This is a genomic window from Nocardioides sp. Iso805N, assembly GCF_000364605.1.
GTDB lineage: Bacteria > Actinomycetota > Actinomycetes > Propionibacteriales > Nocardioidaceae > Nocardioides.
Genome location: NZ_KB822575.1, coordinates 315,894 through 339,739 on the forward strand (window position 1 = coordinate 315,894; position 23,846 = coordinate 339,739).

General features: G+C 69.3%; 21 protein-coding genes. 7 read left to right on the forward strand and 14 right to left on the reverse strand.

Translation table 11 applies throughout. The features are described 5' to 3' along the window. Nucleotide 1 precedes the first annotated feature (1 nt). Nucleotides 2–1,879, forward strand: a complete 1,878-nt coding sequence (gene edd, locus H036_RS0101535) for a phosphogluconate dehydratase (RefSeq protein WP_017933005.1) — start codon at nucleotides 2–4, stop codon at nucleotides 1,877–1,879. Further along, nucleotides 1,872–2,489 (forward strand): bifunctional 4-hydroxy-2-oxoglutarate aldolase/2-dehydro-3-deoxy-phosphogluconate aldolase, encoded by a 618-nt coding sequence (gene eda / locus H036_RS0101540; protein ID WP_036487123.1) that lies wholly within the window; start codon nucleotides 1,872–1,874, stop codon nucleotides 2,487–2,489. The genes edd and eda overlap by 8 nt, the downstream gene beginning before the upstream one ends. A 118-nt stretch (nucleotides 2,490–2,607) precedes the next feature. On the opposite strand, the gene H036_RS0101545 is transcribed toward eda, so the two are convergent. Continuing rightward, nucleotides 2,608–3,165, reverse strand: coding sequence for a DNA-3-methyladenine glycosylase I (locus H036_RS0101545; RefSeq protein WP_017933007.1), 558 nt, complete (start codon nucleotides 3,163–3,165; stop codon nucleotides 2,608–2,610). 58 nt (nucleotides 3,166–3,223) lie between these two features. Beyond that, a complete protein-coding gene (locus tag H036_RS0101550) occupies nucleotides 3,224–4,084 on the reverse strand; it encodes an oxidoreductase (protein ID WP_017933008.1) in 861 nt (286 codons plus the stop codon). 101 nt (nucleotides 4,085–4,185) lie between these two features. Here H036_RS0101550 and H036_RS0101555 point away from each other — a divergent pair, with 101 nt between their 5' ends. Further along, on the forward strand, nucleotides 4,186–5,019 hold the full coding sequence (locus tag H036_RS0101555; protein ID WP_017933009.1) for a helix-turn-helix domain-containing protein: 834 nt from the start codon (nucleotides 4,186–4,188) through the stop codon (nucleotides 5,017–5,019). Nucleotides 5,020–5,088: 69 nt separating this feature from the next. On the opposite strand, the gene H036_RS0101560 is transcribed toward H036_RS0101555, so the two are convergent. From H036_RS0101560 to H036_RS0101615, 12 genes are all read right to left on the reverse strand, one after another. Further along, complete coding sequence (locus H036_RS0101560; protein ID WP_157416929.1) at nucleotides 5,089–5,694, reverse strand: hypothetical protein; 606 nt, start codon at nucleotides 5,692–5,694, stop codon at nucleotides 5,089–5,091. Then, nucleotides 5,691–6,350 carry a hypothetical protein gene (locus H036_RS24135; RefSeq protein ID WP_017933011.1) on the reverse strand — a complete coding sequence of 220 codons (660 nt, stop codon included), beginning with the start codon at nucleotides 6,348–6,350 and terminating at the stop codon, nucleotides 5,691–5,693. The genes H036_RS0101560 and H036_RS24135 overlap by 4 nt, the downstream gene beginning before the upstream one ends. After that, nucleotides 6,347–7,519, reverse strand: coding sequence for an MlaD family protein (locus H036_RS0101570; RefSeq protein WP_017933012.1), 1,173 nt, complete (start codon nucleotides 7,517–7,519; stop codon nucleotides 6,347–6,349). The genes H036_RS24135 and H036_RS0101570 overlap by 4 nt, the downstream gene beginning before the upstream one ends. A 5-nt stretch (nucleotides 7,520–7,524) precedes the next feature. Next, complete coding sequence (locus tag H036_RS21490; protein WP_017933013.1) at nucleotides 7,525–8,910, reverse strand: MCE family protein; 1,386 nt, start codon at nucleotides 8,908–8,910, stop codon at nucleotides 7,525–7,527. Next, on the reverse strand, nucleotides 8,907–9,947 hold the full coding sequence (locus H036_RS0101580) for an MCE family protein (RefSeq protein WP_026145707.1): 1,041 nt from the start codon (nucleotides 9,945–9,947) through the stop codon (nucleotides 8,907–8,909). The genes H036_RS21490 and H036_RS0101580 overlap by 4 nt, the downstream gene beginning before the upstream one ends. Further along, nucleotides 9,944–10,960, reverse strand: a complete 1,017-nt coding sequence (locus H036_RS0101585; RefSeq protein WP_017933015.1) for an MCE family protein — start codon at nucleotides 10,958–10,960, stop codon at nucleotides 9,944–9,946. Before H036_RS0101585 ends, H036_RS0101580 begins: the two co-directional genes overlap by 4 nt. Beyond that, nucleotides 10,960–11,973, reverse strand: coding sequence for an MCE family protein (locus H036_RS0101590; protein ID WP_017933016.1), 1,014 nt, complete (start codon nucleotides 11,971–11,973; stop codon nucleotides 10,960–10,962). Before H036_RS0101590 ends, H036_RS0101585 begins: the two co-directional genes overlap by 1 nt. Next, nucleotides 11,970–13,397 carry an MCE family protein gene (locus H036_RS0101595; RefSeq protein WP_017933017.1) on the reverse strand — a complete coding sequence of 476 codons (1,428 nt, stop codon included), beginning with the start codon at nucleotides 13,395–13,397 and terminating at the stop codon, nucleotides 11,970–11,972. The genes H036_RS0101590 and H036_RS0101595 overlap by 4 nt, the downstream gene beginning before the upstream one ends. Continuing rightward, nucleotides 13,394–14,254, reverse strand: coding sequence for an MlaE family ABC transporter permease (locus H036_RS0101600; protein WP_017933018.1), 861 nt, complete (start codon nucleotides 14,252–14,254; stop codon nucleotides 13,394–13,396). The genes H036_RS0101595 and H036_RS0101600 overlap by 4 nt, the downstream gene beginning before the upstream one ends. A gap of 1 nt (nucleotide 14,255) precedes the next feature. Continuing rightward, entirely contained in the window at nucleotides 14,256–16,043 is a 1,788-nt protein-coding gene (locus H036_RS26145) for an ABC transporter permease (protein WP_081615397.1), read from the reverse strand. A 281-nt stretch (nucleotides 16,044–16,324) separates the two neighbouring features. Beyond that, complete coding sequence (locus tag H036_RS0101610; protein ID WP_017933019.1) at nucleotides 16,325–18,106, reverse strand: Ig-like domain repeat protein; 1,782 nt, start codon at nucleotides 18,104–18,106, stop codon at nucleotides 16,325–16,327. 300 nt (nucleotides 18,107–18,406) lie between these two features. After that, a complete protein-coding gene (locus H036_RS0101615) occupies nucleotides 18,407–20,164 on the reverse strand; it encodes an Ig-like domain repeat protein (protein WP_017933020.1) in 1,758 nt (585 codons plus the stop codon). 428 nt (nucleotides 20,165–20,592) lie between these two features. Here H036_RS0101615 and H036_RS0101620 point away from each other — a divergent pair, with 428 nt between their 5' ends. The 4 genes from H036_RS0101620 (at nucleotide 20,593) to H036_RS0101635 (ending at nucleotide 23,579) form a co-directional block, all read left to right on the forward strand. Continuing rightward, the gene (locus H036_RS0101620) at nucleotides 20,593–21,243 is read left to right on the forward strand and encodes a hypothetical protein (protein ID WP_017933021.1); all 651 of its coding nucleotides are present in this window, start codon (nucleotides 20,593–20,595) and stop codon (nucleotides 21,241–21,243) included. A 312-nt stretch (nucleotides 21,244–21,555) separates the two neighbouring features. After that, entirely contained in the window at nucleotides 21,556–21,771 is a 216-nt protein-coding gene (locus tag H036_RS0101625) for a hypothetical protein (protein ID WP_157416930.1), read from the forward strand. A 49-nt stretch (nucleotides 21,772–21,820) separates the two neighbouring features. Continuing rightward, nucleotides 21,821–22,933 (forward strand): hypothetical protein, encoded by a 1,113-nt coding sequence (locus H036_RS0101630; protein WP_157416931.1) that lies wholly within the window; start codon nucleotides 21,821–21,823, stop codon nucleotides 22,931–22,933. A gap of 31 nt (nucleotides 22,934–22,964) precedes the next feature. Further along, on the forward strand, nucleotides 22,965–23,579 hold the full coding sequence (locus H036_RS0101635) for a hypothetical protein (RefSeq protein WP_017933024.1): 615 nt from the start codon (nucleotides 22,965–22,967) through the stop codon (nucleotides 23,577–23,579). Nucleotides 23,580–23,846: the final 267 nt, after the last annotated feature.

Here is a 23,846-nt window from a genome sequence, read left to right on the forward strand (position 1 = left end):
CATGACCACTCCCCCGAGCTCGACACCGCTGCATCCCACCATCGCCGCGGTCACCGACCGCCTGATCGAGCGCTCCGCCGGCACGCGTACGGCGTACCTCGCACGCCTCCGTGCCGCCGCCGAGGAGGGGCCCGCCCGCGGACGACTGGGCTGCGCCAACCTCGCGCACGGCTTCGCCGCCGCCGACGCGGGCGACAAGGAGATGCTCAAGCTCACCACCCGCGGCGCCGGTGCCAAGCCGAACGTCGCGATCGTGACCTCCTACAACGACATGCTCTCCGCGCACGCCCCCTACGCGGACTACCCGCCGGTGCTGAAGAAGGCCGTGCTGCGGGCGGGCGGCATCGCCCAGGTCGCCGGCGGCGTGCCGGCGATGTGCGACGGCATCACCCAGGGCCGTGCGGGCATGGAGCTGTCCCTCTTCTCCCGCGACGTGATCGCGATGTCCGCGGCGATCGCGCTCTCGCACGACATGTTCGACGGCGCGCTGATGCTCGGCGTGTGCGACAAGATCGTGCCCGGCCTGATGATCGGCTCGCTCTCCTTCGGCCACCTGCCGATGGTCTTCGTGCCCGCCGGGCCGATGAAGTCGGGGCTGCCGAACGGCGAGAAGGCGAAGGTCCGCCAGCTGCACGCAGAGGGCAAGGTCGGCCGCGAGGAACTGCTCGAGGCCGAGTCCGCGTCGTACCACTCCCGCGGCACCTGCACGTTCTACGGCACCGCCAACTCCAACCAGCTGGTGATGGAGGTGATGGGTCTGCACCTGCCCGGCGCGTCCTTCACCAACCCCGACACCGGCCTGCGCGACGCGCTGACCCGCGCCGCCGCGACGCGGGTGACCGAGCTGACCCTCCAGGGCGGCCCCGGCATCGGCGAGCTGGTCGACGAGCGCGCCATCGTCAACGCCTGCATCGCGCTGCTCGCCTCGGGCGGCTCGACCAACCACACCATGCACCTGGTCGCGATGGCGCGCGCCGCCGGCATCCAGCTGACCTGGGACGACCTCACCCAGCTCTCCGCCGTGGTGCCGCTGCTGGCCCGGGTCTACCCCAACGGCTCGGCCGACGTGAACCACTTCCACGCCGCCGGCGGCATCGCGTTCCTGATCCACACCCTGCTCGAGCACGGCCTGATCCACGAGGACGTCGAGACGATCATGGGACGCGGCCTCTCGCGCTACTGCGTCGAGCCGGTGCTCGACGCCTCCGGCGAGGTGGTCTGGCGCGACGGTCCGAGCCAGTCGTACGACGAGGCGGTGCTGCGGCCGGCCTCCGACCCGTTCCAGGCCGACGGTGGCCTGCGGGTGCTGCACGGCGAGCTCGGCACGGCCGTCATCAAGACCTCGGCCGTCGCTGCCGAGCACCGCGTCGTCACCGCCCCGGCGGTGGTCTTCGACGACCAGGCGCACTTCCTCGCGGCGTTCGCCGAGGGTCGCTTCGACCACGACCTGGTCGCGGTGATCCGCTACCAGGGACCGGCTGCCAACGGCATGCCGGAGCTGCACAAGCTCACCCCTGCCCTCGGCGTACTGCAGGATCGTGGGCACCGTGTCGCCATCGTCACCGACGGGCGGATGTCGGGCGCGTCGGGCAAGGTCCCGGCCGCGATCCACGTCACGCCGGAGGCGGCCCTCGGCGGCCCGCTGGCCCGGGTGCAGGATGGCGACGTGATCACCGTCGACGCCGTGAACGGGACACTGTCGATCGCCGTGGATGCCGGGGAGTTCGCCCGCCGCGAAGCCACCGGCAGCGCGCCGCTCGACGTCACCGGCACCGGCCGCGAGCTGTTCGCGTCCTTCCGGGCCGCGGTCGGCTCGGCCGACACCGGCGCCTCCGTCTTCCCCCTCCTCACCGCTACCCAGGAGCCCTCCCTTGTCTGAGTCCTTGCTCTCGCTCTCGCCCGTCATCCCGGTCGTCGTGGTCGACTCGGCCGAGCAGGGCGTCGGCGTCGCTCGGGCGCTGGTCGCCGGCGGCATCAAGGTGATCGAGCTGACGCTGCGCACCGACGCCGCGCTGGACGCGATCCGTGCCATCGCCGCCGAGGTGCCCGACATCGTCGTCGGTGCCGGGACCGTCACCACGCCGGCGAGGGCCAAGCTGGCAGCCGAGGCGGGCTCGAAGTTCCTGGTCTCACCGGGCCTGACGCCGTCGCTGCTGAAGGCGATGGCCGACACCGGCCTGCCGTTCCTGCCCGGTACGGCGACGGTCTCCGAGGTGCTGTCGGTGCTGGAGGCGGGCTACACCGAGATGAAGTTCTTCCCGGCCGAGGCATCGGGCGGCGTCGCCTACCTGGGCTCGCTGCCGACCGTGACTCCGGACGCCCGCTTCTGCCCGACCGGCGGGATCCGGCTCACGACCGCGCCCGACTACCTGAAGCTGGCCAATGTCGGCTGCGTCGGCGGCACCTGGCTGACCCCGGCCGACGCGCTGGCCACGGGCGACTGGGACCGGGTCACCGCACTGGCTGCTGAGGCTGCGGCGCTGGGCTGAGGCTGGCTCGGGGTAACACGACGTTCGGTGGGAGTAGCAGCACGTCTGGACGTGCTGCTACTCAGGTGGACAGCGTGTTACTCCTAGAAACAGCGTGTTACTCCCCCGCGGTCTGACGTCAGACGCCGGCGCGGAAGCACCCCGGCAGGTGCGGGTCGAAGATCCCGATCGCCTGCATGAGGGCATACATCGTCGTCGGCCCGACGAAGACGAAGCCGCGCTTCTTCAGCGCCTTGGACAGGGCGAGCGACTCGGGCGAGGTGGTGGCCGCGTGGTCGACGGGGCCATCGGGGGCGTGCGCCAGCACCAGCGCCTCGAGACCCTCGGCCTCGCGCAGGGCGACGGTGGCACGGGCGTTGGTGATGGTCGCGCTGATCTTGAGCCGGTTGCGGACGATGCCGGCGTCGCTCATCAGCCGGGTGTGGTCCTCGTCGGTGAAGGCCGCGACAGCCTCGGCGTCGAAGTCGCAGAACGCCTTGCGGAAGGCCGGTCGCTTGGCCAGGATCGTCGACCACGACAGCCCGGACTGGAACGCCTCCAGGGTCAGCCGCTCGAAGTAGGACGCCTCGCCGCTGGTCCGCACGCCCCACTCGGTGTCGTGATAGTCCCGCATCGGCCCCGGGCCGCCGGCCCACGCGCAGCGACCGATGCCGTCCTCACCCTGCACTGCCTCCATGGCACCCATCCTGCCGGAGACCACTGACAGTCCGTGGCCTCCGGCGTACGGGAGAGGGTCAGCCGGCGATCGCGTCCAGCTCCGCGACCGCATCGGCGGGCAGCTCGAGCCGGGCTCCGGCGACGTTCTCGCGCAGGTGTGCGACCGAGGAGGTGCCGGGGATGAGCAGGATGTTCGGCGAGCGCTGCAGCAGCCACGCCTGCGCCACCGACAGCGGCGTCGCGTCGAGCCGCTTCGCGACCACGTCGAGGGCGTCGGACTGCAGCGGTGAGAAGCCACCGAGCGGGAAGTAGGGCACGAACGCGATGCCCTGCTCGGCGGTGAGGTCGACCAGCGCGTCGTCGACGCGGTGCGCGAGGTTGTAGAAGTTCTGCACGCACACCACCGGCGCGATCTGCTGGGCCTCGGCGAGCTGCTCGGCGTTGACCGTGCTCAGCCCGAGGTGCCGGATCAGGCCCTGCTCGCGCAGCTCGGCCAGGGCCTCGAACATCTCCGCGATCGAGCCCGGCTCGGCCGCGTCGAGGCCGCCGACCCGCAGGTTGACCACGTCGATGACGTCGCGTCCGAGGTGCTCGAGGTTGTCGTGCACCTGCTGACGCAGCTCGTCGGGGGTGCGGGCGTGCGGCCAGCCACCCTCCGCATCGCGACGGGCGCCGACCTTGGTCACGATCACCAGGTCCTCCGGGTACGGCGCCAGCGCCTCGCGGATGATCTCGTTGGTCACCACCGGTCCGTAGAAGTCAGCGGTGTCGATGTGCCGGATGCCCAGCTCGACGGCGGTGCGCAGCACGGCGATGGCCTCGTCGCGGTCACGGGGCGGCCCGAACACTCCGGGGCCGGCGAGCTGCATCGCGCCGTACCCGACGCGGGGGACGGTGAGGTCGCCGAGGGAGAAGGTTCCACCAAGTTCGTCTGCCATGTCCCCCACCCTGCCTCGTGGGCCCTGAGCGCGGGAGTGCCCCCTCCATCCTGGGAGTGACAGGACCAGAACGGCGTCGCTCGCATGCCTAGGCTGAGAGGGTGACGAACGCGCTCGGCGACTACCTGCGTGCCCGCCGTGCCCAGGTGGACCCGGCCTCGGCCGGCATCGTGGTGACCGGGATCCGCCGTACGCCGGGCCTGCGCCGCGAGGAGGTCGCCACCCTCGCCGGGATCAGCGCCGACTACTACCTGCGCCTGGAGCAGGGCCGCGACCGCAACCCGTCGCCGCAGGTGCTGGAGTCCCTGGCCCGCGTGCTCGGGCTGGATGCCACCGCCACGGCGTACCTGCTCGGGCTGCCGTCCCCGACCAGCCGGCGGCGCTCGAGCTCACCGGCGCGTCGTACGCCGCAGCAGCGGGTGCCGGTGGGCGTCCTGCAGCTGCTCGGCTCGCTGACGCTGCCCGCGTTCGTGGAGAGCCGGACCTTCGACGTACTGGCGGCCAATCCGCTCGCGCACGCGCTCTACCCGAGCATCGTCCCGGGTGCCAACCGGCTGCGCTCGACCTTCCTGGACCCCGAGGACCGCGCCCGCAACCCGCACTGGGAGCGGGACGTGGCCGGCATGGTGGCTGCCTTCCGCGCCTCCCTCGGTGCCGAGGTCGGCGACCCCGCGACCGTCACCCTGGTGGGCGAGCTCTCCCTGGCCAGCGAGCACTTCCGCGAGTTGTGGGCGCGCCACGACGTCCGCCCACTGGCGGGCGGGGTGGCCGAGCTCGAGCACCCCGCCGTGGGCCGGCTCGAGCTGCGCCGCGAGAAGCTCGGCGTCGGCGACTCGGACGGGCAGCTGCTGGTCATCTACCACGCCGAGCCGGGCTCGGAGACGGCCCGCTCGCTGGCGCTGCTGGGGTCGTTGAGTGCTGTTGAGCTGGGATAGTCCGGGGCGGAAATCAGGGGTGACCGACCAGTAGACCTGATTTGCGCCCCGGACTATCCCGAAATGCGATCAGAGCGGCTTGAGGCCGGTGACCTTCCAGACGCCGCCGATCTTGGTGGCATCCACACTGATCTGTGCCGCCGAGACGCTGGCCTCGCTGTCGGTCTTGCGCTGCGAGGACTGATCCAGGAAGACCAGGAGAGTGGCGGTCGAGTCGGTCAGCGTCTTCACCGCGGCGCTCTGCACCTGGGCGCTGAGCACCAGCTGCTGGCCCGGCGCCTTCGCCTGCAGTGTCTTGAACAGCGTGTCGTACTGCGACCGGGCCTGCCCCGCGAGCAGCTTGGCCGCCGCGTCCTGGGTCGTGGTCGGGTCGGCGTAGTCGTAGCTGAAGACCTTGACCATTGCCTGCGAGACCTGTGACTGCACCTCGGCCGTCGCTGTCGCGTCGACCAGGGCGTGGTTGCGGGACGCGTCGTCGGAGCGCAGGCTGTGCGCCTGCCAGAAGCCGACGATCCCGACCGCGAGCATCACCGCGGCGGCGACCAGCGCCACCCACTGCAGCAGCCGGCGGCGCAGTCGGCGGCGCAGTCGGCTCGCCTCGACAGGCTCGGCGGACGGGCTCGACGCCTCGACAGGGTCGGCGGACATGTTCATGGGGCTCGCTTCCGTGCTCATGAGATGTCCACCGCAACCTGCTGCAGGCTCTCCACCAGCCACCGACCGTGTACGTCGACCAGGTCGGCCTTGAAGCGGTTGCGCTTCACCGTCGGCGCTGCGGTCTTGTCCAGCCCATCGCGCACCGTCACCTCGACCGAGGCCAGCACCGTGGCGGTGTCATCGGAGAGCGAGAACACCGCAGCGTCGACGACCTTGCCGGTCGAGATCTTCTTCTGGTCCTCGAGCAGCTTGCGCTGGTCGGCGGTGACCTGACCGAGCTGATCGTGCAGGGTGCCGGTGGTGACAGCACCCCACGCCTTCAGCCCTGCATCGACGTGCTCGTAGTCCAACGAGTTGAGTGTCTCGATGTGCGAGGTCGCGGCGATCAGCACCGCGTCCCGCGTCTGGGCGAGGGCCCGGTCGCTGTCGTGGTCTGCCCGCCACCACGAGACCGACCCGGCGACCAGCACCAGCAGCGCCACGACGACCACGGCAGCCGGCCACCAGCGTGGTACGCCGCGGCTGCGGCGTACGGGGTCCTCGACAGGAGCCTCCGCGACGCCGTCGTCCTCCTGCACAGCGGGCTCCTGGTCCACGACAGCGTCCTTCATCGACTCGTCCTCGCTCTGTGCCGTCATCTCGGCCGTCATCTCGGCCGTCATCTCCGTGGTCACTGGTCGCCGCCGAGAAGATCCGCCAGCGTGCTCGGCACCGAGACCCGTGCGGTCGCCGCCCCGCCGGAACCGGAGCTCACGGCGTTGGGCCCGAGGACGTCGGCCCCCGAGGAGGTGGAGGCGGTGCAGCCGGCATCGAGATTGAGCGCGCCGCTGCTCGAGGTGTCGGTCCCGGAGTGCATCGTGGTGCCACCGTAGCCCTGGGTGCAGGGCAGCGGGTCGAAGAACGTCGGAATCATGCCGAAGTTCATCCCCTGGGAGCCGCTGATCGCGTAGCCGACGCTGACCGCCTCGGGGACCCGGACCAGGGTGTCCTGGAGTCCGTCGGCATTGGTGCCGAAGATCTGCGCGGTGGTGATGAGGTTGCCCATCAGGGTGCCGAGCGGCTTGCCGACCTGGTCGAAGAGCTCGCCCAGCTGGCGGGCGGCGTCGGGCGAGTTCTGGATCAGGGTGCGCAGGTCGCCGTCGGAGCTCTTCAGCGTCTTGGCGATCACGTCCAGGTCGGAGCTGTAGCCGCGGATGTCGGCCGCCGACTCCTCCTGGGTCTTGAGCACCGTGGCCGAGTCGTGGATCAGGGCCTGACTCACCAGCCAGTTGTCGTCGGCCTGCTTCTGGAACTCCTGCGAGGTGGAGACCAGCCGGCGCAGGTCGCCGGAGGCGCCCTGGGAGAGGTTGTAGCTCTCGTCGATCACGGTCTTGAGGTCGTCGGTGGGCACCGAGGCGGTGAAGTCAGCAGTGTCCTGGAGCAACCCGGACAGATCCGGCGGCAGCGTCGCCGAGGCCGCCTCGATCCTGTCGCCGTCGCTCAGGTGCTTGCCGCCCGAGGGGCTGGGGCCGGCGAGGTCGAGGTACTGCTCACCGATGGTCGACCGGTCCGCGACGGTGACCGTCGGGTCGGCCGGGATGTCGGGGGCGCCGGAGGAGATCCGCAGGGTCGCCTCGACGCCGTCGGTCGTCGGCTTGAGCTCCTTGATCCGGCCCACCGGGACACCCCGGTAGGTGACCTCGCCGTTGGCGAACAGGCCGCCGGCGTCGGTCAGCTCGACCCGGACGGTGTAGCCGGAGCTGACGAAGCCGATCCCGGCGTACTTGGCGCCGAGGTAGGCCGAGGCGACCAACGCGATGATGACGAAGGCGATCAGCTTGATGCGCACCGAGCTCGTGACCACTCCGGTCACCTCCCTTCACTGGCGGACGAGGCGGGAGCGTCCGATCCGGACGGCGACGAAGAGCCAGACGCCGAGCCCGACGAGCCACCGGCTGTCGGTGACGCCGACCCCGAACCCCTCGCGCCCGAGGACGAGGACCCGGACGAGGACGAGGACGAGGACGGGCCCTGGGACAGGATGCTCGGCCCCGGCACCGAGTCCGAGGATGCGCCGGCGATCGGCGAATCGGTGGCCGGCAGCAACGTCGGGGGCGCCTCGGATGCGGTGGGAGGGGCGGGAGGGAGTCCGCCTGTCCGCTTCGAGGCACCCGCCGACGTGCGACCCACCGCAGGCCACGCGCAGCCTTCTTCCGCGCACCCGGAGGGGATCGTGCGGAAATTGGTGGTCATGAACACGTTGAGGTAGTCGCCCTTGATGGCCCCCAGAACCGAGTCGGGGAAGGGATACGTCAACAGGATCTGCAGGGAGTTCGGCAGATCCGAGCCCGCCTGCGCGAGCTTGGTCAGGATCGGGTCGAGGGTCTTGAAGTCCGCGACCATGTCCTTCTGGGACTTGTCGAGGGTGGAGACGGTGATGTCGGAGAGCTTGTTCAGCGACTCGAGCATCGCCACCAGCTGCGGGCGCTGATCGGAGAGCACCTTCATCCCGGGACTGAGGTTGTCCAGCGCGTTGGAGATCTTGTCGTCGTCCTTCTGCAGCGCGGTGGAGAGGTGATCGAGGCCGTCGAGGGCCGAGGTGATCGCGCCCTTGCGCTGGTCCAGGGTGGAGACGAACCGGTTGACCTCGTCGAGGAAGTCACGGATCTGCTCGGTGCGGCCGGAGCCGACCTTCTGCAACTCGCGGGAGATCTCCTGGAACTGGCCGATCCCGCCGCCGTTGAGCACCAGCGAGAGCGCACCGAGGACCTGCTCGACCTCGACCGACTCGGAGGTCGAGGACAGCGGCAGCTTGGCGCCGTCCTTGAGCTGCGGTCCTGCCTGCACGCTCGCGGCCGGCGCCGCGTCGGTGCCGTCGGCGGCCTCGCTGCCCGGCGGCACCAGGGCGACGTACTTCTCCCCCAGCAGGGACGTCTGCTCGATCCGAGCCGTGGTGCCGACCGGCAGGCTGGCGTCCCGATTGACCTGGAGGGTCACCTTCGCGCTGTGCCCGTCGGGCTCCAGGGAGATGTGCGAGACCCGTCCGACGGCGACGTTGTTGACCTTCACGCTGGACTGAGGGACCAGATCCAGTACGTCGGAGAAGTCTGCGGTCAGCGTCAGCGGGTGCGAGCCGAGCTTGGCGCCACCGGGGAGGTCGGCGTTGTAGACCCAGCCGCCGAACGAGCAGCTGGACAGCGCGAGGGTGGCGGCGGTCGTGCCGACGACCGTGGCGAGCAGGCGACGGCGCTTCACTGGTCGTCTCCCATCCCCGGGATCAGCGTCGGCGGCGCGTTGGTGGAGGTGCGGGCCGAGAGCCCGTCCTTCGCCCACAGGCTGAGCTCGTTGAGGTCGGCCCGGCCCTCAATGGTGTTGGACTTCACGTCGTAGGCCTGCAGGAAGTCCTGCAGCGCCAGCGGCATCAGCTTGACCGCCTCCCGCAGCGACTTCTTCTGGTTCACCAGCACCTGGGTGGGGCCGACCAGCTTCTGCACGCTGGACTTCAGCTGATCGCGGTTGTCCTTGATGAACCCATCGAGGTCGGCCATCGCATCGCCGAGGTTGGCCACCGCGGCGGCCATGTCGTCGCGGTCCCCGGCAAGCTCGTCGGTGACGGCGGCGAACTGGCGGTTGATCCCCGCCACGCTGGTGTCGTGCTGGGCAAGCACCTTGTTGATCGACTCCAGGTTGCCGATGGTGGCGAACAGGTCGTCGCCCGAGTCGGCGAGCGTGCCGGTGGCCTTGCCGAACTCGCCGATCATGGTGTTGATGTCCGTGCCGTTGCCCTTCAGGTTGGCGGCGGCGACCTTCAGCAGCCGCGACAGCGCGCCGTTCTTGTTGGCGCCGTCGGGGCCGAGGTCCTTCGCGATGCTGTCGAGGCTCTGGTAGAGCTTGTCGACCTCGACCGGGACGGCCGTCTGGGTGATGGTCGCGCCGCTGGCGAGCCTCTTGCCCGACGTGTACGGCTTGGTCAGCTGCACGTAGCGGTCGCTGACCAGCGTCGGCGCGACGATGACGGCCGCCGTGTCCGCCGCGACCTTCTGGCCCCGGTCGAGCCGCATGCTGACCCGGACCTTGTCACCGCTGGGCTTGACGGCGGTGACGGTCCCCACGGGTACGCCGAGGATCTCGACGTCCGAGCCCTTGTAGAGCCCGACCGTGGAGTCGAAGAGTGCGCTGAAGGTCGTCCCACCACCGCGCACCATCCGCATGCCGGTGAACCCGGTGCAGACGAGCACGACCAGGACGATGACCGGCACGAGGACGCGGCGGCTCCCCCAAGATGTCGTCACTTGGCACCTCCCGGGTGGCAGTTGCGGACCACGTCGTTCTGCAGGACGGGCGCGTCCTTGTCGTCGAAGAGGCCGCAGGCGTAGGCGTCGATCCAGCGGCCGTTGCCCATCGCGGAGGTGAGCATCCGGTAGTAGGGACCGATCTTCTGCACGGCCGCGTCGAGGTTGTCCTGGTTCTGCTGCAGGATCTCGGAGACCTTGTCGAGCTTCTCCAGGGCGGGCGTGAGCTGCTTCTGGTTGTCGTGCACGAGGCCGCTGACCTGCGTCGCCAGCGCCGCCGTGCCCTGCAGCATCTGCTTGATCGCGTCACGGCGCTGGTCGAGCACGGTGAGCAGGTCGTTGCCGTTGTCGACGATCTTGGCCAGCTCGTCGTCGCGGTTGGAGATGGTCTTGGTGACCGAGCTCGTCTTCGCGAACAGCTCGGCGAGCTGGGTGTCCCTGCTGGAGATCGTCTTGGACAGCGCGGTCAGGCCGCTGACCATCGAGCGCACCGAGGCCGGAGTGTCCTTGAACGCCGCCGAGAGCGTGTCGAGGCTCTTCTCCAGCTGGCCGGTGTCGATCTGGCCGACATCGGTGGCCAGGTCGGAGAAGGCCGCGTTCACGTCGTACGGCGTGGTGGTGTGATCGGTCGGGATCGGGTGCTGCAGCGGCTTGGTGCCGGCCGGGTCGAGCGCGAGGTACTTCTGCCCGAGCAGGGTCTTCACGTCGACCGCCGCGGTGGTCTGGTCACCCAGGCTGACGCCCTTGGTGCGGAAGGAGACCACCACCTTGTCGCCATCGAGCGCGATGCCGGTGACCTTGCCGACCTTGACGCCGGCGACGCGGACCTCGTTGCCCTTCTTCAAGCCACCGGACTCGGCGAAGTAGGCCTTGGTCACCTTGCCGCCGCCGATCACCGGCAGCGCGTCGGCGCGGAAGGTCACGAAGAACGCGAGTCCGAGGAGCACCAGGCCCACCACGGCGATCACGATCTTGTTGCGCTCCGCGAAGGAGAGGGGATAGCGCTTGGTCATCAGCTGCACCTCGACGCGACGGGGTTGGCTCCGAGATCGCCCATGTAGCCCTCGGGGAGCGGGATCTTGCCCTGGATCGAGCAGACGTAGAAGTTGAGCCACGAGCCGTAGCTGGCGGTGCGGCCGATCGCGTCCAACTTGGTCGGCAGGGTCTTCAGGAAGCTGTTCAGCTGGTCGCCGCTGGACAGGTTGCCGGACAGGTCGCTCAGCGAGGCGATGTCCTTCTTCAGCGGTGCCCGGCTCTGGCCCAGCAGGTCGGCCACGCTGGTGGTCAGCTGACCCAGACCACTGATGGTGTCGCCGATGGTGGTCCGGTCCGAGGCCAGCCCGCTGACCAGCTGCTCCAAGGTGACCAGGGTGGTGTCGAGCTGGTCGGAGTGTGCGTCGACCACGCCCATCACGTCGTTGAGGTTGGTGATGAGGTCGCCGATCACCTGGTCGCGGTCGGCCAGGGTGGAGGTCAGGCTGGCGGTGCTGGAGAGCAGGTCGTTGACGGTCGGGCCCTCGCCCTGGAAGACGGCGATGATCTCGCCGCTGAGGGTGTTGACGTCCTTCGGGTCGAGGAACTGGAACAGCGGCTGGAAGCCGTTGAACAGCAGCGTCAGGTCCAGCGCGGGCTTGGTCTGGTCAAGCGAGAACGTGTAGCCGGCGGGCAGCGCGGGCGACGTGGTGTCGGCCGGGTGCAGGTCGACGTAGCGCTGCCCCACCAGGTTGCGGAAGCGCAGTTCGGCGGTGGAGCCCTGGTCCAGCGGCGCCGAGTCGGCGACGGTGAAGGTCACCTTGGCCTCGTTCGCCTGCCCGTTCTGGTCCAGGCTGATGTGGGTGACGGTGCCGATCTTCACGCCGGCCATCCGGACGTCGTCACCCTTGTTGAGGCTGGTGACGTCGGAGAACATCGCGCTGTAGGTCCGGTGCGGCCCCGAGGAGCCGTTCCGGATCACGCTGGCGAGGGTGACGGTGGCCAGCACCGTCACGACGGTGAAGACGACGCTCTTGATCAGGGTTGCTCTCATCGCAGCGTCACCTCCGTGCCGCGCAGCACCGGGCCGAGCAGCAGGCTGCCCCACTGGGGATACTGCGAGGGCGACATGCCCACGCTCGGCGCGACCAGCTCGGCGATCAGCTCGTTCTCGGCAGGCGAGTTCGCATCGCCGAGACCGGCTGCGGCCAGGTCGGCGGCCGGGTTGGTGCTGGTGGTGTCAGCGCTGCCGCTGGCAGCCTTCGGGCTGCTCTTCGGACTGCTGCTCGGGGTGGCGCTGCTGCTCGGGCTCCCCGGCGTGCTCGGCGAGGTCAGCTCGCTCGGCAGCAGGTCGGACGGCGGCGCCGGGATGGTCGGCGGGTCATCGGTGGAACTGCCCGAGGTCGACGTCCGGCCGACGGCGGTGGTGCCGACCTGGCCGGTCTGGTAGGGACAGCGCGGGCCTCCGGAGGTCGAGGCGTAGGTGTCCTTGCCGGCGACGTACTTGCCGCGGGAGGGCTCGACGTTGAGCACCACGTGCATGCCCGGCTCGTTGGTGCCCTTGCCGAGGTTCTTGTCCATCACCGGCACGAAGTCGGAGGTCGCCTTGAGCAGGCACGGGAACTCCGAGGCGTACGGCGCGACGGCCTCCAGCGCCTTGCGGCTCTGCTTGGACAGCACCGTGATGGTCTGCGAGTTGTCGTCCATCCAGCCGGTGGTGATGTTGGAGGCGGAGAGGACGTTGGCGAAGACGCTGCTGAGCTGGGTCTGCTCCTGCACCAGCGTGTGCGAGGTCGTGGTCATCGTGTCGAGGGCGTCCAGCAGGTCAGGGACCGCATCGGCGTAGGTGTCGGCGACCTTGCCCAGAGAGGCGAAGTCGTCGGCCATCTGCGGCACGTCGGGGTTGATCTTGTGGAGGTAGGCCGCCCACGAGGCCAGGTTGTCGCCGATGGCGTCGCCCTCGCCGCGCAGCATCGCGGCCAGCTCGCCGAGGGTGGCCTGCAGCTTCTGCGGCTCCAGCGCCTGCAGCATCGGCAGCAGGTGGTCGAAGACGTCCTGCAGCTGGACCGCCTCGTCCGAGCTCTCCTGGGCGATGGTGTCACCGGCGGCGAGACCGCCGGGGCTGCTCGTGCTCGGAGCGACCAGATCGACGTACCGCTCGCCGAAGAGGGTCTTGGGCAGCAGCAGCGCCGTAGTGTCGGCCGGCAGCGTCTTGACCACCGACGGCTTGAGCGCGAGCGTCAGGCGGGCGCCGTTCTCGGTGGGCGCGATCGCGGAGACCTCGCCGACCGGTACGCCGTGGTACTTCACGTCCGACCCCTTCTGCAGGGCGTTGCCCATCGAGGAGGTGGTCAGCGTGATGTCCGCGTTGTTGCTGAAGGCCTTGTTGTAGATCAGCACCACGCTGGCCAGGAACGCCACCACCACGAGCAGGTAGCCGAGCCCGAGGAAGGCGTCGATGATGCGGGTGCGGCTCATCCGGCGATCCTCACCGTCGTCGTGCTGCCCCACATGGCCAGTGAGAGCAGCAGGTCGAGGACCGCGACGGTGACGATGGTGCGCCGCACCGAGTGGCCCACCGCGATGCCGACGCCGGCGGGGCCGCCGGTCGCGCGGTAGCCGGTCCGGCAGTGGATCATGATCGTGATCACCGCGAAGATCAGCACCTTGAGGAACGAGAGCCCGATGTCGACCGGTGGCAGGAACAGGTGGAAGTAGTGGTCGTAGGTGCCCGGTGACTGTCCACGGAAGTAGACAGTCACGATCCGCGAGCCGGCATAGGACGTCAGCAGGCCGATCACGTAGAGCGGGATGATCGCGATGAAGCCGGCGATCACCCGGGTGGTCACCAGGAACGGCACCGCCGGGATGCCGATGACCCGCAGCGCGTCGATCTCCTCGCTGATCCGCATCGACCCGAGCTGGGCGGTGAAGCCCGCGCCGACCGTCGCGGACAGCGCGAGGGCGGCGACCAGCGGGGCGATCTCACGGGTGTTGAAGTAGGCCGAGATGAAGCCGTTGAGGGTGGCGGTGCCGATCTGGTCGAGCGCGGCGTACCCCTGCATGCCGACGACCGTGCCGACGAACAGGGACATGCCGACCATCACGCCGATGGTGCCGCCGATGACCGCGAGGGCGCCCGAGCCGAAGCTGACCTCGGAGAGCAGCGCGAGGATCTCCTTGGGGTAGCGGCGCAGCGCGTAGGGGATCGCGGCCAGGACCCGGCCGTAGAAGCGCAGGTCGGCGCCGGCCTGGACCAGGCCGTCGAGCGACCTGTCCCACCACGGCCGCTTCGCCGGACCCCGAGCCCGTCGAGGGGCCGTCGCGTCAGCCATGTCAGGCTCCCTTGCCCGGCACCAGCTGCAGGTACAGCGTGGTCACCACGAAGTTGACGAAGAAGAGCAGCAGGAAGGTGATCACGACCGACTGGTTGACCGCCTCCCCCACGCCCTTCGGGCCCGGCTTGGTGTTGAGCCCGCGATGGGCTGCCACCACGCCGGCGAGGAAGCCGAACATTAGGGCCTTGATCTCGCCGACCACGAGGTCGGAGACCTGCGCGAGGGCGGTGAAGCTGGCCAGGTAGGCGCCCGGCGTACCGCCTTGGACGTTGACATTGAAGAAGTAGCCGCCGAGCACGCCGACGACCGAGACCAGCCCGTTGAGCAGTACGGCGGCGCCCATGCAGGCGAGCACGCGCGGGACGACGAGCCGTTGCACGGGAGAGACGCCGATGACCTTCATCGCGTCGATCTCCTCGCGGATGGTGCGGGCGCCGAGGTCCGCACAGATGGCGGCACCGCCCGCCCCGGCGATGACCAGGGTGGTCACGATCGGGGCGGCCTGCTGCACCACCGCGAGCACGCTGGCCGCACCGGTGAACGACTGCGCGCCGACCTGGACCGTCAGGGTGCCGAGCTGCAGCGCGATGACAGCACCGAAGGGGATCGCCACCAGCATCGCGGGGATCCAGGAGACGCTGGTGACGAACCAGAACTGGTCGAGCAGCTCGCGCCAGGCGAACGGGCGGCGGAAGGTCATCCGCACCGTGTCGAGCGCCAGCGCGAACATGTCTCCGGTCTGGGTCAGCGCCTGGCTGACGATGTCGGGCGGTCGGAATCGGACCGCTCGGTCATGCTCCTCGTCGTCGGCGACGTACAGTCTCGAGGCCCCGCGCTCGACCCTGCTGGCGTGCCGCTGGCCGGCCGCGCGCGGCATGCCGCCCGAGGGCATCAGCTGGCGGGGCAGGACCTCGATCGCGCGGGCGCCGCTGCGCACCATCACCACGGCGCCGCCGGGGTGGCCCGGGTGACCGCCGGGGTAGGCCGGCTCCTCGAGGTCGACGTCCTCGACCAGGCTGTGGTCGACCTCCTCGCTCATCCCGATCGGGCCGATCGGGTCGCCGCTCATGAACTGCGAGACGACCGGGTGGTCGGTGAGCAGGAAGTCCTCGCGCGGGCCGAACATCACCAGCCGGCGACGGTAGAGCATGCCGAGGTTGTCGGGCAGGGTGCGGGCGAGCTCGATGTTGTGGGTGACCACCAGCATGGTGGCGTCGGTCTGGGCGTTGACGTCCATCAGGAGCTGGGCGAGGTTCGCGGTCCGGACCGGGTCGAGGCCCGAGTCGGGCTCGTCGCACAGGATGATCTCGGGGTCGGTCACCAGCGAGCGGGCCAGGCCGGCGCGCTTCTTCATGCCACCGGACATCTCACCGGGGAGCTTGTGCTCCTGTCCGAGCAGGCCGACCATGTCGAGCCGGTCGAAGACGATCTGGCGGATCTCCGCCTCGGTCTTGTGGGTGTGCTGGCGCAGCGGGAAGGCGATGTTGTCGTAGACGCTCATCGAGCCGAAGAGCGCACCGTCCTGGAAGAGCACGCCGAACCGCTTGCGCAGCTCCAGGCGCTGGGACTCGCGGGCCTTGACCATGTCGACGCCGTTGACCAGGCACTCCCCCTCCTCGGGGCGGATCAGGCCCATCAGCGACTTGAGGAAGACCGACTTGCCGGTGCCGGAGGGACCGAGCAGCGCGGTGATCTCACCCGGCGGAAGCTCGAGCGTGACGTCGCTCCAGATGTTCTGGCTGCCAAAGCTCTTGGTCAGCCCGCGCACCTCAACTGTGCCGCCCATGGATCCTCCGACTTCGTGGATGAGAGCGCCGACCCTGCCCACAACAGGGCCGGCGCATCGCAGACGCTAGGTGTGATCGCCCTCACGCGCACCAGGAAGCGCGCGAATCACAGGTGTTTGCTCAGAACTGCGGCGGTTCTTGTCAGGCGGGTGACAACTCAACATGAATCGCGATCGCGCGCGCCCGTGCGTCTCTGCTTCGCCTGGGCGAATCGCCCGAAATGGCGTCGCCGGCCCGGGGCAGCGCCCCGGGCCGGCGATCTGGCGTTGGTGCTATCGGCTCACTTGCCGGCCTTGACCTTCTTCTTGTCCTTCTTGACCGTCTTCTTGAGCTTGGCGATCTTCTTCTTCAGCTTGGACTTCTTGGCGCCGTGCGCCTTCTTGTACTGCTTCTTGGCCTTGGTCAGCGCGGCCTGGTCCTTGGCCAGCTTCTTCTGTGCCGCCGTCTGCTGGGGCGTGACGACCGGGGGCTTGACGACCGCTGCGGCGTTCACCTTGTACGTCGCCGTGCCCGTCGAGGCCAGCACCCGATCGGCGACGACCCCGGCGTAGGAGGCGGTCAGGGTGTAGCTGCCGACCCCGAGCGTGGCCGGCAGGTCGAACGTCACGTTGCCGTTGGCGTCGATCGCCTTGGTCTGCGCGGGCCCGGCACCGGTCAGGGTGACATCACCCGTGGCGGTCGCACCGGTCGCCGCGACCTTGACGGCCACGTGTCCGGCGGCACCGACGGTCGTGGCCGGAGCCGTGACCGTGGTGGTGGAGGCGAAGGCCGGCGTGGTCACCGTGAACGTGCTGCTGCTCGCCGCGTAGGTGTCGTCACCGCTGTACTTGACCGTCAGGGTGTTGTCGCCGGGAGCCAGATCCGCATACGGGACGGTGACCGAGGCGCCGCCCGTGCCGTTGAGCTGCACACCGCTGGACGCGGTGAGGATGGTGTTGCCCTTCCAGATGCTGACCACACCGGTCGGGGTTGCTCCGCCCTCAGTGGCCTGCTCCACGGTGATCGAGGAGAGCAGGTCCTGTCCGGCGGTCACGGTGGCGTCGGGAGCACTGACCGTTGAGGCCGTGCTGCCCGCCTCGAGGGTCACCGTCGCGTGGATGGTGGCTGGCGTGTAGGTGGCGTCGCCGTTGTAGTGCACGGTCACGTCGTACGCGCCGGGGGCCAGACCCGCGGTACCGATGATGCCGACCGCGTGGCCGGTTCCCGCCGAGCCGATCCCGCCCTCGTTGCTGACGTGGTCGGCGTGGTCGGTGAAGGTGACCTGGACCGTGCCGGTGGGCGTGCCGTCGTCACCCGCGGCGGTCACCGCGACGTACGCCGTGCCGAGCCGCGTCGGCCAGGCCGTGTGGCCGCTGGCGAGGAAGGCGATGTACTGGGTGGTGTCCGCGGTGATCGTCGGCGCGATCCGCGTGGCCAAGGACGTGCTGTTCGCGGGGGTCGGGCCGGCCCAGGTGAGGTCCGTGGCGTTGTTGTCGGTGTCTGCGCCGGAGTCGGCGCGGTTGATGCTGTTGTGTGTGGTGCTCAACGTCGAGGGCAGGTCGGCGGCCGCGGCCTCGAAGGAGGAGGCCCCAGCGAAGCCGGCCATGTCGGTCACCTCCGCGGCGCCGGCCAGGTTGCCCGTGCCGTAGGTCGCGGCGTTGCCCAGGACGACCTCGGCGGCGTCTGCCACGTCGGCCATGTCCAGCGAGCCGGTCGCATCGGGGGTGGGCAGATCCAGGTGGCTGGCGGACGGCTCGCCGGCCTCGTCGAGCTGCACCAGGAAGTGCGTCCCGGCCGCGACGCTACCCGCCAGCGGCACGGTGCCGATCACGGTGTCGTCGGCCTTGCGCACCTGCAGCGACAGCCCGCTGAGGCTGAGCGCTCCCGCCGTCGGGTTGTACAGCTCGGCGTAGTCGGCGTCGTACGGCGCGGCAGCGTTGGTGGCGCCGGTGAAGACCTCGGAGATCACCAGGCCGGTGCCGGCCGGGTTGGCACTGGCGGCGCCGGCCCCGGCGACCTGGATCCCGGCCAGGGCGAGGGCCGCGCTGGCGACCGCGCCGACCGCGGCAAGTGGACGATTCATCAGGAGGGACTCCCCACATGACAGCGGGCGCCGAGTCGGCCCGCGATGATGAGCCGGCAGGTGCGACTCTCAGGACGCCTCATTGCATCCTTGGCCGGGACCGGGCGCCAGCGGAGCGGAGAAACCCGCCGCCGCTACTGGCAAACCTTGTGACGCGCGTTACAACTTCCTGTTCGTCGAGGTTGGATCGCCGCAGGGCGATGGCGCCGATCGAGGCGCCGATCGGCGCCTGCGATGGGCGCACATGCAAGCGGTCCCGCCCCGGAGAACCGAAGCGGGACCGCGCGTGTACGGGGTGGATCACTTGCCAGCGGCGACCTTCTTCTTGTCGGCCTTGATGGTCTTCTTGAGCTTGGCGATCTTCTTCTTCAGCTTGGCCTTCTTGGCACCGTGCGCCTTCTTCAGCGCCTTCTTGTCCTTCGCCAGCTTCGCCTGGTCCTTGGCCAGCTTCTTCTGTGCGGCCGTCGGAGCGGTGACATGCGGCGCACCTCCGCCGGCCGGGGACTTGACGACCGCCGCCGGGCTCACCGTGAACGTGGCCTTGCCCGTCGACGCCTGCACCCCACTACCGCCCGCGTAGGAGGCAGTCAGCGCATAGCTGCCGGCCGCGAGCGTGGCGGGCAGACTGAAGGTCACCGTGTTGCCGGCGCCGAGCGGCTTGGTCTGCGCGGCACCGGCGCCGGTCAGGGTGACATCACCCGTGGCGGTGGCGCCCGATGCCTTGATCTTCACCGTCACCTGACCCGCGGTCCCCTGCTTCGTGGCGGGAGCGGTGATCGTGGTGCTGGATGCCACCGGGACAGTGACCGTGAAGGTGGTACTGCTCGGCGCGTACGTCGCGTCTCCGCTGTAGTGCAGCGTGAGGGTGTTCACGCCCGGGGAAAGAAACGTGTCGTTGTACTCGTGGTAGAGCGACACGGACGCCGAACCGGTGTCGTCCAGGTCTCCGTCGCTGTACGAAGTGCCATAATCGATCCACACAAATCCGGTAGGCACCGGGCCGCTATCCGCAGCCGCGACTGAGACCGACTCCTCGAGTACGGAGGTCTCCGTCACTGGCGGATAGAGCGCATCCGGCACGGTCAGCATGGTTGGGGCGCCGCCGGCGGTGACCGAGACCGTGACGGTGTCAGTCGCGGAGCCGTACGTGAGGTCTCCGACGTAGCGCGCGGTGAGCGTGAAGGTGCCCGCCTGCAACGACTGTGAGTCCGAGGCCAGCCTCGACAGGCTCACGTTCGCTACGCCCCCGGCGCCGATCATCGCACCACCCAGATAGGCGTCTCCAGCATGGATCTCGACGAATCCGCCTGGGGTCGCGCCCGCACCGCTGACCGTGATCGGCACGGTGACGACGTGCTGCCCGGCGACGGTGGAGGTGTCCTGTCCGGTGACCGTCGGGGTCAACCGGGTGGGCTGCAGCTGGGTGCTGTTGACCGGCGTCGGTCCCCCTGCGGTGAAGTCGGAGGCGTTGTTGTCGGTATCGTCACCGGCGGCATCCCGGGACTGGGACTCGGCGGCGGTATCGTCGGCGAACGCCGCAGGTGTGCCCTCGAACGACCAGACGTGCGAGTCACCCGTCGCCTCACCGATACCGAGCGCGTCGATGACCCCGGCCGCGCCGGCGAGATTACCGGTGCCGTAGGTGGCAGCCGTCCCCAGGATGACCTCGCCGTTGGAAGTCACCCGGGCCGACGCAGCCACCTGATCCGGCTGCGGCAGCGCCAAGCCCGCTGGGACGGTCGCACCGAACTGGACCAGCCAGGTCCGCCCGGCCGGCACCGTGCCGCTGAGGGGCACCGTGCTCAGCACCATGTCGAAGGGGCCGCGAGTCTGCAGACTCTTCCCGGCCAGGTCGATCGGCGACGACGTGGGGTTGTCGAGCTCGACGAAGCTGGCGTCGTATACACCGTTGACCGCATCGGTTTGGTAGACCTCATTGATCACCAGTCCGGTGCCAGTGGTGTTGGCGCTGGCGGCACCGGACCCCGCGACCTCCAGACCTGACAGGGCGAGAGCCACGACGGCGACGGTGCCGATCGCGGCAAGGGGGCGAATCATCAGGACAGACTCCTTACGGACGAGCGGACGTGCTCCCACCGAGCCGCCCCGCGACGACGAAGCCGCCCGATGCGACCCCTCCGTCCGGCCCATTGCACCGCTCGTGCCGGCGGGACACCACCGAGACCGAGGATTTGAGAGCGTCTCGACAGCCAACCTTGTGACGTGCGTAACAACTTCCGGACCCAATCCAACCCCAACGGCTCCAGGCTCTTGCTGACCGCTCCGCTGTTGCCGTGAAGTAACCGCCGTAGCACCCAGCACCTCGAACTCACCGCGACGCCCGAGCCAGTCCGCTCCCGCCGCACCGAGCGCGGGGGCTCACGTCCGGCACGGCAACGGTCGGTCTGCTCATCTCAGGAAGGCGTCACCGATTGCGCCCTCTGTGCTTCACCACCGAGATTCATCTCAAAGGGGAGAGAACAACCATGAACGTCGCATCCATCTCCAAGTTGGCCGCCACCGCCGCCGCGGCGGTCGTCGCCGTCGGTGTCAGCGCCACCGCCGCCACCGCCGCCACCACCTACACTCCGAGCGGCGGGCCGAACGTCAACTTCGTCGGCAGCAGCGTCTCGTTCACCGACACCAACGCCGGCGCGGTGCTGACCTGTTCGACGTTCAACCTGTCGGGCTCGCTGATCAGTGCGGGGACCAGCCGGGCCTACGGCGCCAACGCCGGCAGCCTCGGCAGCCTCAGCTCCAGCGGCTGCACCAACTCGTTCTTCGGGTCGACCACGGTGACCCCGGTCGGCACGTGGACCGTCTCCATCGACGGCGACCCGACGGGCACCACCTACCCGGCCACGCTGCGCAACGTGCAGGCGAACGTCAGCGCTGTGGGCTGCAGCTTCACCGCCGGCGGTGGCACCGCGAGCAGCGCCGGCACCGTGTCGGGCACGTTCAACACCAGCACCGGGAAGTTCACCCCGACCAGCAGCACGCTGAAGATCAACACCGGCTCGGTCTCCGGCACCTGCTTCCTGATCGGCGTGGCCGCCGGCGACTCGGTCTCGGTGGGTGGCTCCTGGACCAACACCCCGCCGTCGGGCAGCACCGCGGTGAGCATCACCAACCCGTGATCCAACACCGCTAGCGACACCCTGACGGGGCGCGCCGAAAGGCGCGTCCCGTCAGCCGCACTTCCGGCCTGTTGGGCCGGGCCTCTGTCAACATCACCGAAGCACCGACCACAGCAACCAGGGAAACCACCATGATTCGTCGTCGGCTCACCGTCGGCCGCAAACGTGATCACATGTCCGACTTTCGAGTTGTCGGGCTCGTTGCTGACCTCCGGCGCCAGCCGGGCCGACGGTTCAGCGGCCGGCTGGCTCAACGCGGGGTACTTCAGCGGTTGCTCAAACGCATGGTGGGGACCGCTCACCGTGACGCCAGTGGGGAGTTGGTCACTCTCGATGAACGGCGATCCGACCGGCACTGTCTACCCGGCGACCCTGTGCAACATCCTGGCGACCATCAGCATGGTCGGCTGCTCGTACACCATGGGCGGCGGCCCGCTCAGCATCGCCGGGACTGTGTCCGGCACCTTCGACACCCGCACCGGGAAGTTCATCCCGACCAGCAGCGCGCTGAGCATCAGCACGCCGTGACCGACGCCTCACCCTGCCGCACCGCCCGACCTGTGACCAGGAGCTCATCGTGCCTCATCCCGTCGACACCACTCGCGCCGTGACCCCCCGAACGACCGCGCGCCGCCGGGCCCGACGCATCGTGGTGGGGTTACTCGCGTCCGGCGCCGTGGCCGCCGCGGCGGGGGCGACGCCGTCCGGCGCCTCCGGCGCCCTCTCCGGCCCAGGGGGCGGCTTTCCAGAACCACCCGCCCAAAGCCTGACCGACGGCACGGCCGCCACCTCGCAGGGCGTGGTGGTGCAGCGCTCCAAGCAGTACGTCACCACCAGCCCCGATGCCCCCATCTACATCGTGGCCTACTACGGCGCCGACTTGGGCACCGCGGCCCGCGTTCCCAATCCCTTTGACCAGCCCGCGTGCGCAAAGGGATTGACGGACCCAGCCCAGTTGGCAGATACGGAGTACATCCGAGTCTTCGGCTACTCGGGCTGGCCAGCAACGGGTGGTGCCGTCCCGGGAGCCTTCCCGCCGATCCAGGTCAAGACCGTCGCCTTCGGCTCCATCCCAGTCACCGCCGAGATGCACCTGACCCAGGCCACTGATCACGGAACGCTCAAGCCACTTCTGATCCAGAGCTGGGGTCAGGCCGCCCCCACCCCTTTGCACCCTGCACCATGCGATCCCAGCTATACCCCACCCATCAGCACGCTCGTGACGGGAGAGGTGAACGTCACGCTGACAGACCTGAAGGTGGATGGCGTTCCGGTCGATGTCGGCTCCTCGTGTCGCACCGCCTCGTCGCTCAAGATTGCGTTGTGGGGTGTCAATGGCTACGTCAACCCAAACTTCGGCGGACCGCTGGGGCAGTACGACGGCGCCCACGCCGCCTCGCTCTTCCCGCTGGACGACCCGGCCTACAAGGCACAGAACGGCACCACCATCCCGGCCTCGACCGGCCTCGACATCCCGGCGTTCACCGGCTGCAAGGGCAGCAGCGGGGACGACATCAGCCCGCTGGTGACGTCGTTCGCCTCCGGACCGGATAACCCGGTGGCGGCGTTCCAGAGCATCATCACCCAGTCCGGCGTCGACCTTAACGACCTGACGGCGTGCGACACCAGCTCCAGCCGGTGCCCGACGATCCCGGACGACGAGAACCCGCCGCCTGCACCCCCGCACTGACCCCCGCGCTCCCACCACCAAAGGACTGCGGATGCGACTCCGCACGATGACCGCCAGCGCTGCCACCGCCGTCGCCCTCGTCGGCCTCACGGCAACCGCCGCCCAGGCTTACACGACCTACACACCGAGCGGTGGACCGAGCCTCGACCTGATCGGCTCCACCATCAGCTTCGCTGACACCACGGCGTCGTACCCGCTGGGCACCTGCACGACGTTCGACCTGGTGGGTTCGATCACCAGTCCCGGCATCAGTCGGGCCTACCCGGCCAGCGTCGGCACGCTGGCTCCGAGCATCAGCGACTGCCCGATCACGGCAAACGCGACAAACCTGTCGATCACCGCGGACGCGGCCGCGGGCACGACACTGTGGCCGGCCCAGCTGGACAACGTCGCCATCACCTACAACACCGTGGGGTGCACCTTCACAGCCGGCGGTGGCGCGGCCGGGAGAGCGGCGACCATCTCCGGCACCTTCGACACCAGCCGCCGGACCTTCACGGCGACCGCAAGCACCCTGGACATCAACGCCGGCTCCGTCGCGGGCGTGTGCTTCCTGTACGGCATCTCTGCGGGCGACGCGGTCGGCATAGGCGTTGGCGCGTCGTGGACCAACATCGGCAGCACACTCAGCATCACCAACCCTTGACCGTCACGACCCACGGAGCCCGTCGGGCCACGTCGGCATTGCTAGTGACGATGGGCGGGTCGTTGACGAACGTCCCACCCAGCGGCAGCACGGCGCTCGTCGTCACTCCGCGAGCCACCGTGAGGAACAAGGCCGGCGACGGGTGATCGGCTGAGCCGATCACCCGTCTCTTCCTCATCTCAGGAAGGCCGACCACCTCGGGAGGAGGCGTCCAACTCCCGTGACCTTACCAATATGGTCCCAAGATAACCATGCCCGACGAGTTAT

Coding starts and splice junctions, on each gene's coding strand:
- edd (WP_017933005.1), top strand. CDS start 2: ATGACCACTCCCCCGAGCTCGACACCGCTGCATCCCACCATCGCCGCG.
- H036_RS0101545 (WP_017933007.1), bottom strand. CDS start 3,165: ATGGAGGCAGTGCAGGGTGAGGACGGCATCGGTCGCTGCGCGTGGGCC.
- H036_RS0101550 (WP_017933008.1), bottom strand. CDS start 4,084: ATGGCAGACGAACTTGGTGGAACCTTCTCCCTCGGCGACCTCACCGTC.
- H036_RS0101560 (WP_157416929.1), bottom strand. CDS start 5,694: ATGAGCACGGAAGCGAGCCCCATGAACATGTCCGCCGACCCTGTCGAG.
- H036_RS0101585 (WP_017933015.1), bottom strand. CDS start 10,960: ATGACCAAGCGCTATCCCCTCTCCTTCGCGGAGCGCAACAAGATCGTG.
- H036_RS0101590 (WP_017933016.1), bottom strand. CDS start 11,973: ATGAGAGCAACCCTGATCAAGAGCGTCGTCTTCACCGTCGTGACGGTG.
- H036_RS0101595 (WP_017933017.1), bottom strand. CDS start 13,397: ATGAGCCGCACCCGCATCATCGACGCCTTCCTCGGGCTCGGCTACCTG.
- H036_RS0101600 (WP_017933018.1), bottom strand. CDS start 14,254: ATGGCTGACGCGACGGCCCCTCGACGGGCTCGGGGTCCGGCGAAGCGG.
- H036_RS26145 (WP_081615397.1), bottom strand. CDS start 16,043: ATGGGCGGCACAGTTGAGGTGCGCGGGCTGACCAAGAGCTTTGGCAGC.
- H036_RS0101610 (WP_017933019.1), bottom strand. CDS start 18,106: ATGAATCGTCCACTTGCCGCGGTCGGCGCGGTCGCCAGCGCGGCCCTC.
- H036_RS0101615 (WP_017933020.1), bottom strand. CDS start 20,164: ATGATTCGCCCCCTTGCCGCGATCGGCACCGTCGCCGTCGTGGCTCTC.
- H036_RS0101620 (WP_017933021.1), top strand. CDS start 20,593: ATGAACGTCGCATCCATCTCCAAGTTGGCCGCCACCGCCGCCGCGGCG.
- H036_RS0101635 (WP_017933024.1), top strand. CDS start 22,965: ATGCGACTCCGCACGATGACCGCCAGCGCTGCCACCGCCGTCGCCCTC.